Below are 14,901 nucleotides of genomic sequence, written 5' to 3'. Positions count from 1 at the left end.
TCACGACCTCCAGCGGAGGCCAGGGTAGGATCAGGGCACGTGGGCCGCTTGAACGAATCCCGGATCGGCGCCGTGATCGCGGACGCCTTCGCGGTGCGCGCCTCGACGGCGATGAGGTCGACCCTCCACGCCGAGCACGGCGCGGCGCTCCTGGTGGGGATCGAGCGCGAGGTGACCGTGACCGAGCCGGGCGGCGCGGTCGTGCGCGGGCGCGCGGTCGTGGTGCCCCCCGACCTGTGGCACGCCGCCGCGAGCCCCGGACCGACGCTCGGGTTCCTGTACGACCCCCAGGAGATGCCGCACGTGGCGGCTCAGGCGCGCTTGCGCGGCGGCCCCTGTCCGCTCGAAGGCCGGCTCCTCTCGCGCCTCGACGGGGCCGTGGCGGCGCACCGCGCGTCCCTGTCGCGCCCCGACGTGCTCGGCGGCCTCGCGCGCGAGGTCGCGTCCTGGCTCGCGAGGGAGTCGCCGCGCATCGCCCTGGATGGGCGGGTCGCCTGCGTCCTCGAGGCCCTGCGCGATCCGGCCGCGGACCGGCGCCTCGCGGTCTCGCGCGCCGGGGTCTCCGAGGCGCACCTGCAGGCGCTGTTCGTGCGCGACGTGGGGCTGCCCATCCGCACCTTCCAGCTATGGCGCCGGCTGCTCGTCGCGCTCGGGGCGTTCGCGCGCCTCGACGCGACCGGCGCCGCCCACGCCGCGGGCTTCGCCGACCTCGCGCACTTCTCGCGGACCTGCCGCCGCATGCTCGGCTACTCCCCGAGCGAGCTGCGCAGCGGGCTGATGGAATAGCCCTCACCGCGCTTCACCGGCGAGCTGCCGCCGGCGGCCGCCGCGATTGACGTGGAGCTGCCCAGCCGGCAGCGTGTCGGCCTCTCCAGGAGACGACGTCATGACGATGGATATCGCCGCGCTGCGCCGCGACACCCCAGCCTGCGCCAGCGTCCTTCACTTCAACAACGCGGGTTCCTCGCTGCCTCCGGCCGTGGTGGTCGACACGGTGGTCGAGCACCTGCGCCGCGAGGCGACCCTCGGCGGCTACGAGGCCGAGGCGGAGGCGGGCGAGCGGCTCGAGGCGGTCTACGGCGCGATCGCCCGGCTGATCGGCGCGGCGCCCGGCGAGATCGCGCTTGTCGAGAACGCCACGCGCGCCTGGGACATGGCGTTCTACTCGCTCCGCTTCGGCCCTGGCGATCGCATCCTGACCGCGCGGACCGAGTACGCCTCGAACTACATCGCGTTCCTGCAGGTCGCGCGGCGCACCGGCGCGGAGATCGTCCCTGTCCCGAGCGACGAGCGCGGCGCGGTATCGCTGCCCGCGCTCGATCGCCTGCTCGACGAGCGGGTCAAGCTGATCGCCATCACCCACGTCCCCACGAACGGCGGGCTGGTCAATCCGGCGGAGGAGATCGGCCGCCGCGCCCGGTCGGCGGGCGTGCCCTTCCTGCTCGATGCTTGCCAGTCGGTGGGGCAGCTGCCGATCGACGTCGAGGCGATCGGCTGCGATCTCCTGTCGGCGACCGGGCGCAAGTACCTGCGCGGGCCGCGCGGCACCGGCTTTCTCTATGTCCGGCGCGCGCTGCTCGACCGGCTGGAGCCGCCGTTCCTCGATCTCCACGCGGCGCGCTGGACGGCGCCGGATCGCTACGAGCTGCGGCCCGACGCCCGGCGCTTCGAGAACTGGGAGAGTTATGTGGCCGGCCGGCTCGGGCTCGGCGCGGCCGCGGAGTATGCGCTCCGGCTGGGCCTGCCCGCGATCCGCGACCGGGTGGGTGCGCTGGCCGAGCGCCTGCGCGCGCGGCTCTCCGAGATCCCCGGGGTCACCGTGCGCGACCTCGGCGAGCAGCGCTGCGGCATCGTGACCTTCACCCGGGCCTGCGAGGACGCCACGGCCATCAAGGAGCGGCTCGGCGCGCAGGCGATCCATGTCAGCGTATCGACCGCCGCGGGGACGCTGCTCGATTTCGAGGATCGCGGGATTCCCGATCTGGTGCGCGCCTCGGTCCATTATTACAACGACGACTCCGAGATCGACCGCTTCGTCGCCGCGCTCGCCGCGGCCTGAGCGAGGGGGAGGCTCGGGGCGGTCCTTCGCGCGGCCTCCGCGAGGGCGACGCGGCCCGGGATCAGCCAGCCTGCGACGCGCCGCCGCCGAGCGCCTTCGCCAGGGCCGCGAGGACGCCCTCCAGCCGCGGGGCCGCGCCGCGGATCGCGCGAAAGAAGGTCACCACATCGCGCGCGAGCAAGAGCGGAGGGGAGCCATAGGCCTCGTCCGTCAGGTAGATCTCCGCCGTTCCGACGCGGAACGCGAGATACAGGTTCACGGTGAACTCGACGCCGCGCTCGGACTCCCTGGGCAGCATGCGCTCTGGCAGCCGGGCAAGCACGAGGAGCTGCATCTCGCCCATCGCGCTCGATGAGCTCGATTTGCGGACGGCGCTCGCCCACGCGAGCGGCGACACGAGGACAAGCGCCCCCGGCGGGAGAGCGGCGGGCCACGGCACCCGGGACGGAGGAGAGGCCGAATCAAGGAGCGCCAGGCCGTCGATGGCGGCGTAGAGCGCCTCGATCTGCGGGTGAAATGCCCCGTGGCGCGCCTCGACCTCGGCCACGTCGCGAAGGCGATCCGGAGAGGGGGTCTTCACCGCGACGGAGCGGCCGGCGCACGGCGAGGAGGCGTCGCGCAGCGCCATGGCGCCACGGAGCGTGTCGCCGAGCCGGTCGTCCGCGGGCGCCGCGCCCGGCCCGTCGGCGCGCGGCGCGGCGTGGCGCGGGTCGAGGCAGGCGTCGATGAGCCCCGCGAGCGCCTCGTCGACGCCCGCGTCGGCGCGGAGGGGGCCGCGGTCGAGGAACGGCGTGTAGCGGAGTGCGGCGGCGATACGGGCGACCTCCTGGCGCCCGCGCGCGCCATGACGTCGCTCGAAGTACGCGCGCCAGGCCAGCGCCGCGTCCGTGAGCGCCGGGAGCGCAGCGCGCACGACCGCATCGGCGTGCTCGCCGGAGAGCACCCACCCGAACACCATCCCGCCGCCGCGCTCCACTGCGATGAGGCCCTTCAGCACCGAAGTGAAGTTCGCCTGTGCTTCTGTGAACGAGAGCGCGTCGTCCGGCTGATGGCGCGCCATGGCCTCGAAGAACCACGCAAGCAGACGTCCCTCGCCGCCCATGATGCCCGTCAGTCTAGCATTTCGAGGCCCGGGCGGCTCTCGGCGCGGCTAGCCTGATACCCTCGCTTCACGGCTGTCCTGTCCGCAGCGAAGGCGGCAGCGCCTCGTTCAGCCGCGCGACGTCGCGCACCATCTCGAGGCGGCGCGGCTCCTGGTCCGCGTGCGACGGGAACGGGATCGCGGCGAGCGCCGCGAGCGTGGCCTCGGCCACGCGCGCCGCGCCCTCGGGGCCGACGAGGCCGAGCTCGAGGGCCACGAGCGCGGCGCCGATGTACGTATCGAACAGGTGAACGCCGGAGGTCGCGAGCTCCCTCCGCGCGAGATCGGGTGTCGCGACCACGTCGTGGATGAAGATCGCCCTGACCACTTCCGGCGCGAGCTCGAGCATGCGCTGGCCGAAGTGGATATCGCCCTGCCCGCTGTCGCCGACGAAGACGAAATCGTACTCCGGGTACAGCCGCCGGTACTCGAGGAAGTTCTCGATCTTCTTCTCCGCGATCGTGCGGTTGCCGATGAGGCGGGTGAACGAGCCCGCGAGCACGGTCGCGGTGAGCTGACCGCGCTCGGCGAGCGCCTTGATCGTCGCGTCCTCCACGAGGCCGAGGCGGTCGCCCGGCCGGGCGGTGACGAAGGTCAGATCGCCGGCTCGCCCGGGCACGGGGCCAGGGCCGCGGTCGAGCTCCGCATAGAACTGCAGGACGCCGGGATAGACGGTCTTCTTCGGGTACCGGGCGTCCTTCCAGTTCGCGTAGAACGTATCGTCGATATCGGACAGGACCTTCACCTCGCGCACCGAGACGGAACCTGAACCCGAAAGGGAGTCAGACGCCGAGACCGCCTCTCGCGCGAAGTGCGCGAGGATCTCCTCGCGCAGGGAGTCGTCGTCGATATCGTGGTAGAAGAGCTGGTGAAGGTCGCGGTAGCCGCCGCGGCCGTCGAGCGCGTTCTTGAGCCGCGTGACGTCCGCGCCGCGCGTGCCGAGCCAGAGGCGGCGCAGCGCCTGCTCGTCGAGGCTACCCGTCCGGCCGCGCTGCAGCGCCGAGATGAGCGCCGCGCGCGCCGGGATCCCGAGGTCGCCGAGGCGCTCGGCGGTCAGGAGATCGAGCAGCGCCGTACGGTTGTCGGGGCCGATGAGGCGATCGTCGATGTCTCCGAGCAGCGCGGGCAGATCGAGCTGAAGGAGCAGCTGGTCGAGCTCGACGACGGTCGAGCCCGCGAGGATCTCCAGGACCCGCCGCTCGTCGTCCCGATCGGTGTGGGAGGCCATGCGCTGCCGGATCTCGTCGAGCTTCGACAGCACCGACGGGATGGGCGCGTCGGGAGAGGTGTCGATCGTCATGGGGTCCTGACAACGTAACCGATCCGGCGGGCGCTGGTAGCCTCCCGGCCAGCTCCCGCCGACCGACCACGCGCCTCGCCGCCCGCCCCTCCGGCGGCGTCCGCGCAGCAGCCCACATCGCACTGCGCGTTCACCTCGACGGTCGCACCATGGCTCCAGACGACGCGCACGGCTGCCAGGCGGTCCGAGCTTCTGCTCTTTCAGACGGACTCAACCCGCTGACCGCTGGTGCCCAGAGTGGCGGAGGGCGTGCGCGATGCCGCTTTGCAGGGTGCCCAGGGTGGTGATACCGGACAGATCCACGCCGAGGGTGACCAGCGTCTGCGCCACCTCCGAGCGCACGCCGGTGAGCACAACGCGCGTGCCGAGCAGCTGGGCGGCGCGCGCGGTCCGCGTCAGCGCATCGGCGACGTGCGCGTCGACCGCGCGCACGCCGGTGACGTCCAGGATCGCGGTGTGTGCGCTCTGACTGCTGATGCCGGACAGCAGCGTCTCCATGATCTGCGCTGCGCGCGCGCTGTCGATCGTCCCCACGAGCGGCATCGCCACCACCCGGTCGGCGATCGGGATGAGCGGCGTGGACAGCTCCCGGAGGGCCGCCTGCTGGGCGACGATGATCTTCTCCTGCAGCGCGGCCCGTTCGGCCTCCGCGTGCCTCAGCGAGGTGGTGTTGGTGACGACGCCGCCGAGGCCGATCGGCTCGCCACGCCCGTCGAGGATCGGGAACTTGACGGTGGAGAAATGAATACTCGTGTCGCCGAGCAGCAGGACCTCTTCGTACTGCATCGCCTTTCCCCCGGCCATCACGTCGTGCTCTCTCGCCACGAGCTCCTCGATGGCCTCGGGGGCCAGGGGGCTCAACTCGTATTCATCCTTGCCGATGACCTCGAAGACGTGCCTCTGGAGGACCTCCGCGTGAGCTCGGTTGACGAAGACGTAGCGACCGCCTGTGTCCTTGACGAAGATGGAATTGCGCGAGTGGTCCAGCAGCTGAAGGAGCAGCTGAAGCCGCCCGAGCAGCACGTGCTCCCTCCACGGGGGGTCGCCGGCGTCCTCGACGATCGCCGCGATCTCACGCGCGCCGCCGCGGTCGTCGCGCAGCACCGCGTGGGTCCACCGGAAGAGGCGCGCCTGCCCGTCTTTCGTCCTGCCCTCGCTCGTGGCCGAGGCGAACCGGTTCTCCGTCCAGTCGAGCATGAGCGCACGCACCGCGCCCGGGGACACGGGATCTGCGCCCACGAGCTCGGAGAGCCTGCGGCCGACGGCCTCGCCCTCGCTCCAGCCGAAGACACGTTCGGCGCCATCGCTCCAGCGCGTCACCATGCCATCGGGACGCCAGTGGATCAGCGCCGGCGCCGGTGTGAGCAGCCACGCGAGCGCGCCGAAGGCGGCGTGAGCGTCCGCGCTCACCGCGTCGGGCCGCGCTGCTCCCTCGGCCGCGCCGCCGCTCGACCGCTCCGCCAGCGCGCTCTCCAGCTCCTCGACGCGCGCGTGCAGCGCTGCGATCTCTGCCCTGAGCCGCCCGATCTCCCCCGATCCCTCATCTATCATTCGCTAGATGCTGGACTGTATCCGGAGCGCGCCCGGGATTGCAAGGTCGACATCCCCGAAGAGTACGCGAGATCCGTACGCCGGCACACTACGACGCTGTGAATCGCGACGTTCCCCGATTGACCAACGGGATGGGCGCGGGGCTGCACGTCTCCGATGGTGGATGGGGTCGTGCCGTCTCCCTCAGCGCGAGGTCATTCCCAGTTCTTGCGCTGGGGATTCACCCAGGGGGAGGTGCACATCACGCAATCATCTCCGTAGAAATAGTGTTTCCCGCCGGCGTCCTGGTAGATCCAGTAACGGAGCCAGGTCACGATCGCTGGCCGCTCGACGCCTCCCACGTCGCGCGTGATGTACCCATGATCCGCGCCCATCACCGTCGCCAGGAATGTCTGGGTCTGGGACATGTCGTACGTTTTTTGCTGCATCGGAAGCCCGATCGTGTCCTGCGTTCCGCTGGTCTGCAGCATGGGCCCGTGCAGGGCCGCCGTCGCGATGTGGCCGTGAATGGAGACGACGGTGGCCACGGCCTCATGGCCGCCGATCTCCACGGCGGCGGTACCGCCGACCGAGTAGCCCATGGAAACGGCATGCTCCACGTCGATCTTGCCCTCGTAGATGCTGCCCCCCTCGCTGTTTTGCTCGATGATCCAGTCGAGCCCCTCGAGCATGGCCGCGCGATTGTTCGGGGCGTTGGGGCCGCCCGTGAGGAGATTGGCGCCCACCACCACGAAGCCGTGAGATGCGAAGTTCGACAGGAGAGCCGTGTAGCTGGTCACCTGCGTGTTGATCCCGGGGCCGAAGATGATCGGCGCGTGCAGGAAGCCGTCCTCACCCAGGCGTTCAGGCCTGAAGATCGTGTAGTTTCCGCTGGGCCCCGCGCTCCGCTCCACGGTCGTCGCGAACGGCCCCTCGGCAGAGTAATCGGTGATCGGCGGGAGCGGCGAGCCACCGGCTCCGCCCGCTCCGGCGCCGCCGTCACCTGCTCCGCCCGCGCCTGCTCCGCCCGCGCCCGCGCCTGCTCCGCCCGCGCCCGCGCCTGCTCCGCCCATTCCGCCGTCGCTCACGTCGGCGCCGCCGCTGCCGCTGACAGCGCCACCTGACCCGGCGGTCACGCCGGTCGACGCCCCGCTGGCGGCTGACACGCTCGAGCTGCCCGAGCCCGCGGATTGCGCCGCGCCGCCGCTCTCTTCGCCGCACGCCAGCATCGCGACGCTCGAGAGCAAGCAGAAGACATGGAAGCGCCTGACGGCTTTCTTTTCGTGGTACACGATGCCTCGCGGGTTACGTCACGGCAGCGCGAACCGGGCAAGGCAATGCAGGTCCTGGAGCGTCAAATGTGAACGCTCACATTGCTGGCGTTAATCACAAACTGGCGCGCTGCGGTCACGCGGACGGCGCTACTTGGCCAGCTCTTCGATGGCCGCGGCGAGCTCCGCGGGGGGCAGCTCGTCGGCGGCGCGCCACGGCGGCATGCGCAGCGGCGAGGTCGCGGGCTCCTGCAAGCGAAAGATGGCCTTGTCCTTCGTCTCTCGGGACATGCCGTCCAGGTTCTTCACGTTGAACCTGGCGCGGTTCAGCGCCGGGTTCCCGCGACCGTCGTGACAGCGCGAGCAGAGCTGCGTGAGCACGGCGCGCCCGCTCGCCCCCGGCGGCGGCACCAGGCCGAGCTTCACCTTCGCGTCTGCGGAGACGATGTCGCGCAAATCGAGCAGGGATTGTCGCGGGGCCGCGCCCGTCACCACGTCGAGGTAGGACCGGGCCCGCTCCGCGCGGAGCGCGGGATCCGTCACGTCCACGAGCGGGTAAGGCACCGAGATCGAATCACCCGCCTGCGACAAGGCGAACTGCTTCTCCCAGATCGAGCTCGACGAGCCGGCCTTGGCCTCGGCCTCGATGCGCGGGTCGAACGCGTTCGGCTGCGCCGCCTGGCCTTCGGCGACGAGCAACGCCTCGAGCTGCGCGCCGCTGCCCTCGTCGATGGCATTCTGGATGGTCGTGGTGGGGATGCCGCCGTACTGCGCGTCCGCTGCGTGGGCTTCCAGGAACTGCGCCGTGAGCACCCGATCGGACTCCGTCCGCTGCACGAAGCGCTGCGGGAACCAGTGCATCCAGGGGAACTCCAGCTCCTGCATGCGCAAGATCTTCTTCGTGCCATAGCCGCCGGGCTGGTGGCACGAGCGACAGTCGAACGACGTGTTCTCGATGTCTTCTTCGCTGTAAATGCTGAACGCTGTCCAGCCGTGCTCTATCTCTTCGGTGAGCAGGCTCGCCAGATCGCAGCTGCCGTCGTAATCACACGGCCGCTCGAACGTGAACAGGTAGAAATTGTAGTCACCGGTCGAGAGGTCGCGGCTCGCGATCTCGACGAAGGGCTCGCCGCGAACGAAGCCGAGCGCGGTCATCTCAGCCGGCCTCTCGCGCATCTCGGTCACGCGCGGAAAGACGATGAGGCGCGGATTGACCGCAGAGACGGCGCCCTTCACGAGCGAGGTGGAGTTGCCGGTAAGCGCGAAGGCGCGATCTTCGTCGAGCTTGGCGACGCCGAGCAAGCTGGCGAAGTCGGTGATGTCCGGGCGGGGCGCGGCGCACACCGCCTGCCAGAAGCTGTCGCCGCGCGGCGTCGCGCACAGCGCGCGGTACTGCGCCTCGCGCCTGGGTAGGCCCGACAGCTCCGGGTCGGGAGCATTCACAGACGGCAGCGTGTCCCAGTCGGTCGTCGCCTCGTCCGTCGCAACGCCCCCGCCGATCTCGCCGACGCACGCCGCCAGCAGCAGCGAAACCAGGCACAGGCTCTGCATGCGCCTCACGCGGGCCTCCCTCGGCGGGCGCCGAACGTCATCAACCCCGCCACGAGCGCGAACCCGAGGAGCGGCGCGTGGCGGTCGCCGCGCCCGCCCGCCACGCTGCAGCCAAGAAGGCCCTCCTCGCTCGGCTCCTCCCCCGCGCCGTCACCCTCGCTCGGCTCCATGTCGACGGTGCCGTCCAGCTGCTGCACGTAGGCGATGAGCTGCCCGAGCTCGGGTTCGCTGAGCGCGCTGGTGAAGGCGTGACGATCTTCGGGGTTGGCCGTGACGAGGACATCGCGCAGCGTTGGCGCGGAGCCGTCGTGCAAGTACGGCGCCGTCTCCCAGACGCCGTTCAAGGTCGGCGTGTCGATGCCGAACAGCGGCTCACCAGCGCGCATACCAGACGACGCCTTCACGGTGCCGACGTCGTGCAGCTTGCCACCCGCGCTGTCGGTCCCGTCGGGACCCGTGTGGCAGAAGCCGCAACCCAGGCGCTTGAAGATGGCGCGACCCGCGACGCCGTCCTCGGTGAGCGAGCCGTCGGGGTTGCGAAAGGGGCTCGGCCGGTACGTGTCGAGCGAGCCGAGGAACGCCGCCAGCGCGTCGAGCTCGGGGCTCAGGCCGGCCTTCTTGTCTCCGCGCGGCGTGCCGACCGTCCCCACAGCGAGCTGCTCGGCGGTCAGGAAGCCCTTCCCGCCGAACAGGTGGCGGATGTTGTCGTCCGAGTCCTGGATCTCGTCGAAGCTGCCGCTCCAGTTGACGTTGCCGTGGCCCGTGCCGCGCCGCCCCAGCAGCGAGACGGTGTTGCGGAGCCCCTCCCCCGCGCTGCCGAAGTCCCAGACTCGCCCGTCCTCCGCGCCGTCGAAGTGGCACGACGCGCAGCTGATGTAGCCCTGGTCGCTCATGCGGATATCGGCCGAGTTGAAGAACAGCTGCTTGCCGCGCAAGACCTGCGGGTCGAGCTTCTCGACGGCGACCGTCGGGATCTCGGCCAGCTTCTTGGTGATGAGGTCGTGCGAGCTGACGATGTCGGCGACGTCGTAGACCGTCACCGTGCGGCTGAGCGACGCGTGCACGAACAGCTTGTCGGTCTCGGTCAGCGCCAGGCCGCGCGGCGCGAAGCCCGCCTCTTTCAGCGCGGTCACGAACTCGCCCGTGTAGGCGTCGCGGACCTCCACCAGGGCCGAGCCGGCGACGCTGATGAACGCGTAGTCGCCGAGCGGCGTGAACACGACCTGGTTCGGCAGGTTGCGATCGTCCAGATCGATGCGCCGCGCGACGTCCTCAGCGCCCTCCGCGAGGTTCAGCAGCGCCACGAGCGGACGTACCGTGTTGTCGTCGGTGAGGTCGAGCCCATCGCGAAATGGACCACGAAAGATGTTGTCCTTCTTGCCCGGCACCCACGCGAACGAGCCGTCGGGCGAGAGCCCCACCGAGAACAGGTAGTTCGGCAGGCCGCGCCCTTGTTGGTCCGTGTCCTCCGTCGTGGTGTCCGCGGCGAGCGCGAAGCGCGTGCTCACCTGGAAGGTCGCCGCGTCGATGCGCGCCACCTCGCCGTGGCTGTCCTCGGAGAGGAAGCGCGTGACGTAGATCTGCGAGCCGTCGTGCGACACCGAGACGCCCCGCGGCGTACCGCCGAGCGAAAGCTCGGCCACGACGGCGCCGCTCGCCACGTCCAGCTTCAGCACCTTGCCGACCGCCATCAGCGTCACGTACGCGGCGTCCCCGGTCGGGCTGATCGCGAGGCCCATCGGTTGCGACGCGTACGGCAGCGCGATCTCGCGCTCCACCGAGAGCGACGCGGTGTCGAGGATGGAGACTGAGTGCGCATCCCGGTGCAGCACCCACAGCGTGCCTTGCGCCGTGAGCGCGAGCCCGACCGGGCCGCGCGCCACCGGCACCTCCGCGACCTTGGTCAGCGCGCTCGCGTCGAGCACGCTCACGCTGTCGTTCTCGTAATTGGCCGTGTAGACCTTCGCGTTCGGCGGGTCGTACACGAGGTCGGTCGAGCCCGCCGCGCTGCCCGTGACGAGCGGCCGGTGCGCCGTGTGCACGAAGGCGACGCTGGTGAACCCGACATCGTCTTTCACCGTCACGAGCACCGGGTAGTGGCCGGGAGCGGCGTAGGTGTGGACCTGCTGCACGTCGTCGACCATGAACTCGGTGCGCGTCTCGTCTCCCATGTCCCAGCGCACCTGAACGGGGCCGACCGCGTCGCCGATCGTCAGGTCGAACGTGACGGCCTCGCCGGCGAGCGAGGGCGCGCGCACGGGGACGCTGGCCGTGACGGCGCGCGCCTCGGCCGGCCAGGCCGCCGCCGCGCAGATGCCTCCGAGCAGGCCGAGGAGCTTCGGGAGCGAGCGCATGGCTCAGGGACCGGTCGTGAACGTCGACTTGAACTCAGCCGCGATGCCGTTGCCGACGAGATCCTTCATGCCGTCCTTCGGCAGGACGATCTCGTAGGTCGTGTTCGGCATCAGGTCCTCGTCGGGATCGAAGCTGACGATGCCCATGTACAGGCCGAAGCTCCCCTTCAACGGCTGCCCGCCCATCGGCCTTACGATGAAGCTGCCGTTGTGAACCGTGGCGATCTCGACGTTGTCGGTGAGGCTGAGGCCGATGCGCGACTTCCTGGACAGCCCCGTCGCCCCGTTCTTCGGCAGCACCGTGTCGACCGCCGGGGGCGTGGTGTCCGGCTCGGTCGAGTGCGCGGCGATGACCATGCCGCGGTAGGGCAGCTCGTCGTCGGCCAGCACCAGCAGGCTGCCGACCGGGATCGAGAACTGGTCGTCGCCGTTCGTGAACTCGAGCCGCCCCCAGACCCGGCTCTTGATCGACATCTTGTGGATGTCGCGCACGTCGATCTTGGAGACGCCGGCGTCCGGCCGCAGGTGACCGAGGAACAGGGTGCCGTCGGAGAAGCTCATGTACTCGGACCCGGCGGGGTAGCCCATGGCCCTGAACGCCGAGTCGGGCAGCGTGGCGATGGGTGAATTGGCCGAGCCGATGTCGGTGGGGTCGGTCAGCACGTCCCACACGCGCAGCGGCGACTGCACGTAGATGTGCTTGCCGTACAGACCGCAGATGTAGCTCTTGCTCGGGGTGATGAAGTCGAGCGCGACCGGGTTCATCGGATCGCTGATGTCCATCGTCGCGATGCCGCCGTTGTCCTTGGGCGTCGTGATGACCAGCGTATTGCCCACGGCCCACAGCGGACCGGCGCTCACGCCGCCGAACTGCGAGATCGGGATCTTCTTGACGAACTTCACGTCCTCGGGATCCGCGGCGTCCAGGATGTGCAGGCCCGTGTTGGTGCCGCCGACGTAGATGACGCTGCCCTGCCAGTACATGCCCCAGACGGAGTCGGTGAAGTCCCCGTAGTTGATGCCGTCGAGCTTGACGAGCCTCACGTGACGAGGCGCGCGGGCGTCGGTGACGTCCCAGATGTCGACGCCGGTGCCCGAGGTGGTGACCTGGTAGAACTTGTCGCCATAGCGGCCGAGCGACGTCTGGTGCGACTCCGCCTCGCCGACGCCCTTGGGCCCTCCCCTGGGATCGAAGCCAGGGCTCTGGATGCGCGAGAGCATCTTCGGGTTGGCCGGATCGGCGATGTCGTAGAAGACGATCTCGGCGTTGCCGGCGCCCTGAACGTATCCGTTGATGACGATCGGCTGGTTCTGGTGATGGCCCGCCTCGAGCGTCGGCGACACCAGGCCGTCTCGCCAGCTGTTGCGCGGCAAGTTGATCTTGTTCGCCGGCATGGGCATGTTCGGGATCTTGCCTTCCGGGGCGGTGATCGTGTCCGGGTCGATTCCGCCCGCGCCGCCGCTCCCGGTCGTGGCGGCTCCACCCGAGCCGCTCGTGGCGCCGCTGCTCGTGGCGCTGCTGCTCGTGGCCCCGCTGCTCGTGGCGCCGCTGCTCGTGGCTCCTGCCGCCGGCGTTGGGGCTGCGCCGCCGCTGCCCACCACCACGGAGGTGGTGTCACCGGAGCTGCCGCCGTCATTTCCTTCCGGTGAGTTGAGGTCCCCGCCGGAACACGCCGCGAGCACGGCGGCCAACGAAGGAAAGCCGAGCCAACGTAGTCCCATCCTCGTCGAACGCATGCCTGACCTCTTCTGTAGCGTGTGAATCATGATAGGTGGCCATCCCAACGGAAGGTGGAGCCGACAGCCCCCACCGCGATCGCGCCGGCACACGGGCACACGGGCACACGGGCACACGAACGCGCCCCCAAAATGAATCGGTTAAGATGAAGCCAAATGTGAGCGTTCACATTCGGAATGTCAAGCGCGATCGGCCGCACGCATTTTGACGCGATCCGGCGGCTTGACGCTGCAGGCCAATGAACGCCGGTTTTCGATTGACGCTATAAATGTGAACGCTCACATTCGGTGCCCGGGTACTGGACGTCCGAACGGCGCAGCTTGGCGTGGTGGTGCTCACCGTCGCCATGGTCGTCGTGTTCGATAGGCTGATGAGGAGGTGCTCGACATGGACTACGCTCGTTCGAAGCGGATTGCTGGTCTTCTACTTTCGGCATGGCTCGGGGCCTGCGACGGTGGTGAGGCGAAGCCGGACACGGCGGCCTCTGGCCCAGGAACGTCGTCATCGAGCTCCAGCAATAGCTCGAGCAGCAGCGGCGCAGGCGGCAGCGGCGGTGAGGGCGTCAGCAGTGGCACGGTGGGCAGCGGCGGCGCGACGGGCAGCGGCGGCGCAGGCGGCAGCGGCGGCGCAGGCGGCAGCGGCGGCGCGGAAAACGGCGGGGGCGGCGCAGGCAGCACGCCGCCCCCGACAGAGTTCGACAATCCCATCATCAAGTACGATGCGCCAGATCCGACCAGCGGCCCCGGAGACTACGTCTTTACAGCGGACGGCGCGGCCATGGCCTGGAACAACAAGGTCTACCTCTATACCGGCCATGACGAGCAGGCCGAGGGTGCAGAGGGCTACCGCATGTTCGACTGGCGGCTCTGGACATCGTCCGACATGATCCACTGGGAGAACAAGGGCGCGGTGATGCGCTACAATGTGTTCTCCTGGGCTCGCGGCGGCGACTCGACGGGCAACGCCAATGCGGGTCAGGTGGTCGAACGCGACGACGAGGACGGCAACCCGAAGTTCTACTTCTACGCGCCGGTGGAGGGCGGCCAGTCCGGCTACGGGATCTCGATCGGTGTCGCGGTCGCGGACAAGCCGGAAGGGCCGTTCAAGGACGCACGGGGGATCCCGCTCATCTTCCTAGCCGACACCGACGGCACGGCGGACCATTCGTGGCGAAACCTCGATCCGACGGTGCTCGTCGACGACGACGGCCGGGCCTACATGTACTGGGGGAATGGGGTCTTGTACTGGGTCGAGCTCGAGGACGACATGATCCACCTGAAGGGTGAGACCTACACGACCGACGGCAGCGGGAAGATGCAGAACCGCAGCATCAGCGGCGTCCAGATCCACGTGCTCAAGAACATCCCCAGCTACACCGAGGCGCCTTATCTGTCCAGGCACGGCGGCCTCTATTACTTGACCTACGCTTCGGGGTTCCCGGAGAGCATCTCCTACGCGACCAGCACGTCACCGGAGGGGCCGTGGCAGCATCGAGGCGTCATCCTGGATCCGGTGCCGAACAGCAGCACCATTCACCAGTCGCTCTTCGAGTTCAAAGGGGCCAGCTACCTCACGTACCACAACGCCGCGCTGCCGACCGGCGGTAGCTATCGGCGATCCACGTGCGTCGATCGCGCCTACTACAACGACGACGGAACGATCCGGAAGATCGTCCCGACACACAGGTGATCTGCACAGCGCATGAAGCGCTGACTCCAGAGCAGCTGCTCGTCGCCAGCATCGAGCTGCCGGATCCGCTCGCTGGATAGGAGCTCGCGGTGGCCGCGGAGCGGCCGCGCACGGTCACGGGGACAGGCGTCGATGCCGTGATCCTCGCGAGGCGCGTGTCGTAATCGGTCGTGATCGGTCGTGATCGGTCGCGATCGGTCGTAATCGGTCGTAATCGGTCGTGATCGGTCGTGATCGGCCGTCCGACGATCTCACTTCTCCTGCGCGA

Annotated in this window: 10 protein-coding genes; 3 read left to right on the top strand and 7 right to left on the bottom strand. The window is 69.6% G+C overall.

The annotated features are described in order from the left end of the window. The first annotated feature begins 39 nt into the window (after positions 1 to 39). A complete protein-coding gene (locus WME73_RS48955; RefSeq protein WP_437914078.1) occupies positions 40 to 786 on the top strand; it encodes a helix-turn-helix domain-containing protein in 747 nt (248 codons plus the stop codon). Between the two features lie 100 nt (positions 787 to 886). Then, entirely contained in the window at positions 887 to 2,059 is a 1,173-nt protein-coding gene (locus tag WME73_RS48950; protein ID WP_437743147.1) for an aminotransferase class V-fold PLP-dependent enzyme, read from the top strand. Positions 2,060 to 2,120: 61 nt separating this feature from the next. Here WME73_RS48950 and WME73_RS48945 read toward each other — a convergent pair whose 3' ends face one another. The 7 genes from WME73_RS48945 to WME73_RS48915 all read right to left on the bottom strand — a co-directional run bounded on the left by WME73_RS48945 (position 2,121) and on the right by WME73_RS48915 (position 12,943). Continuing rightward, positions 2,121 to 3,161 (bottom strand): hypothetical protein, encoded by a 1,041-nt coding sequence (locus WME73_RS48945; protein ID WP_437743146.1) that lies wholly within the window; start codon positions 3,159 to 3,161, stop codon positions 2,121 to 2,123. Between the two features lie 67 nt (positions 3,162 to 3,228). Next, positions 3,229 to 4,500, bottom strand: coding sequence for a phosphatase domain-containing protein (locus WME73_RS48940; RefSeq protein ID WP_437914077.1), 1,272 nt, complete (start codon positions 4,498 to 4,500; stop codon positions 3,229 to 3,231). A 210-nt stretch (positions 4,501 to 4,710) separates the two neighbouring features. Further along, the gene (locus WME73_RS48935) at positions 4,711 to 6,051 is read right to left on the bottom strand and encodes a PAS domain-containing protein (RefSeq protein WP_437914076.1); all 1,341 of its coding nucleotides are present in this window, start codon (positions 6,049 to 6,051) and stop codon (positions 4,711 to 4,713) included. 194 nt (positions 6,052 to 6,245) lie between these two features. Continuing rightward, the gene (locus WME73_RS48930; protein ID WP_437914075.1) at positions 6,246 to 7,322 is read right to left on the bottom strand and encodes a poly(ethylene terephthalate) hydrolase family protein; all 1,077 of its coding nucleotides are present in this window, start codon (positions 7,320 to 7,322) and stop codon (positions 6,246 to 6,248) included. A 129-nt stretch (positions 7,323 to 7,451) separates the two neighbouring features. Further along, positions 7,452 to 8,852, bottom strand: a complete 1,401-nt coding sequence (locus tag WME73_RS48925) for a c-type cytochrome (RefSeq protein WP_437917515.1) — start codon at positions 8,850 to 8,852, stop codon at positions 7,452 to 7,454. Between the two features lie 5 nt (positions 8,853 to 8,857). After that, positions 8,858 to 11,206, bottom strand: a complete 2,349-nt coding sequence (locus WME73_RS48920; RefSeq protein WP_437914074.1) for a PKD domain-containing protein — start codon at positions 11,204 to 11,206, stop codon at positions 8,858 to 8,860. 3 nt (positions 11,207 to 11,209) lie between these two features. Continuing rightward, positions 11,210 to 12,943 carry an Ig-like domain-containing protein gene (locus WME73_RS48915; RefSeq protein WP_437743141.1) on the bottom strand — a complete coding sequence of 578 codons (1,734 nt, stop codon included), beginning with the start codon at positions 12,941 to 12,943 and terminating at the stop codon, positions 11,210 to 11,212. A gap of 388 nt (positions 12,944 to 13,331) precedes the next feature. On the opposite strand from WME73_RS48915, the gene WME73_RS48910 reads away from it, so the two are divergent. Beyond that, the gene (locus WME73_RS48910; protein WP_437914073.1) at positions 13,332 to 14,633 is read left to right on the top strand and encodes a glycoside hydrolase family 43 protein; all 1,302 of its coding nucleotides are present in this window, start codon (positions 13,332 to 13,334) and stop codon (positions 14,631 to 14,633) included. The last annotated feature ends 268 nt before the right edge of the window (positions 14,634 to 14,901 follow it).

Origin of the sequence: Sorangium sp. So ce302 (assembly GCF_051530145.1) — a bacterium.
GTDB lineage: Bacteria > Myxococcota_A > Polyangia > Polyangiales > Polyangiaceae > Sorangium > Sorangium cellulosum_B.
The sequence above is the reverse complement of the archived record's forward strand: the minus strand, read 5'-3'. Positions and strand labels throughout refer to the sequence as shown.

Excerpts from the sequence above, each read along its gene's own strand:
- WME73_RS48950 (WP_437743147.1), top strand. The coding sequence starts at position 887 with ATGACGATGGATATCGCCGCGCTGCGCCGCGACACCCCAGCCTGCGCC.
- WME73_RS48945 (WP_437743146.1), bottom strand. The coding sequence starts at position 3,161 with ATGGGCGGCGAGGGACGTCTGCTTGCGTGGTTCTTCGAGGCCATGGCG.
- WME73_RS48940 (WP_437914077.1), bottom strand. The coding sequence starts at position 4,500 with ATGACGATCGACACCTCTCCCGACGCGCCCATCCCGTCGGTGCTGTCG.
- WME73_RS48935 (WP_437914076.1), bottom strand. The coding sequence starts at position 6,051 with ATGATAGATGAGGGATCGGGGGAGATCGGGCGGCTCAGGGCAGAGATC.
- WME73_RS48925 (WP_437917515.1), bottom strand. The coding sequence starts at position 8,852 with ATGCAGAGCCTGTGCCTGGTTTCGCTGCTGCTGGCGGCGTGCGTCGGC.
- WME73_RS48920 (WP_437914074.1), bottom strand. The coding sequence starts at position 11,206 with ATGCGCTCGCTCCCGAAGCTCCTCGGCCTGCTCGGAGGCATCTGCGCG.
- WME73_RS48915 (WP_437743141.1), bottom strand. The coding sequence starts at position 12,943 with ATGCGTTCGACGAGGATGGGACTACGTTGGCTCGGCTTTCCTTCGTTG.
- WME73_RS48910 (WP_437914073.1), top strand. The coding sequence starts at position 13,332 with ATGGACTACGCTCGTTCGAAGCGGATTGCTGGTCTTCTACTTTCGGCA.